The following is a 537-nucleotide window of genomic DNA, read 5'->3' on the forward strand; positions in this document are numbered from 1 at the left end:
CTCGTTCACCGTGCACCGCAACGACTACACGCGCACGATGGAGCTGCTGAAGAACACCGTGCTGCCGAAGACCGGCGCCGCGCAGGTGATGGGCGACACCAAGATCTGCAAGGTGAGCATCGTCGGCATCGGCATGCGCTCGCATGTGGGCGTGGCGAGCAAGATGTTCGGCTGCCTGAGCGAAGAGGGCATCAACATCCAGATGATCACCACCAGCGAGATCAAGACCAGCGTCGTGATCGACGAGAAGTACATGGAGTTGGCGGTGCGCGCGCTGCACAAGGCGTTCGATCTGGAGCAGGCCACCGCCTGAAATCGTCAAAACTGCGGCTAGAATCGCAGTCTTCGCCGGAGTCGTGACCGAGTGGCCGAAGGTGCTCCCCTGCTAAGGGAGTATGTGGGCAAAACCTGCATCGAGGGTTCGAATCCCTCCGACTCCGCCAGACCTGTGATCAGCGAGATTCGTTGATCGCCATCAAAGCCCCGCCAACCTCGTGTTGCGGGGCTTTTTTGTATGAACGAAACCAACCCCTACGC

General features: G+C 59.8%; 1 protein-coding gene and 1 tRNA gene. Both read left to right on the forward strand.

Annotated features, from left to right (window positions below):
• A partial coding sequence (locus AC1D15_RS36505; protein WP_477829933.1) for an ACT domain-containing protein occupies positions 1 to 313 on the forward strand: 313 nt, incomplete at its 5' end.
• Between the two features lie 37 nt (positions 314 to 350).
• Positions 351 to 443: transfer RNA gene (locus tag AC1D15_RS36510), tRNA-Ser, on the forward strand.
• Positions 444 to 537: the final 94 nt, after the last annotated feature.

It is taken from the genome of Rhizobacter sp. P2_H2 (assembly GCF_056403375.1).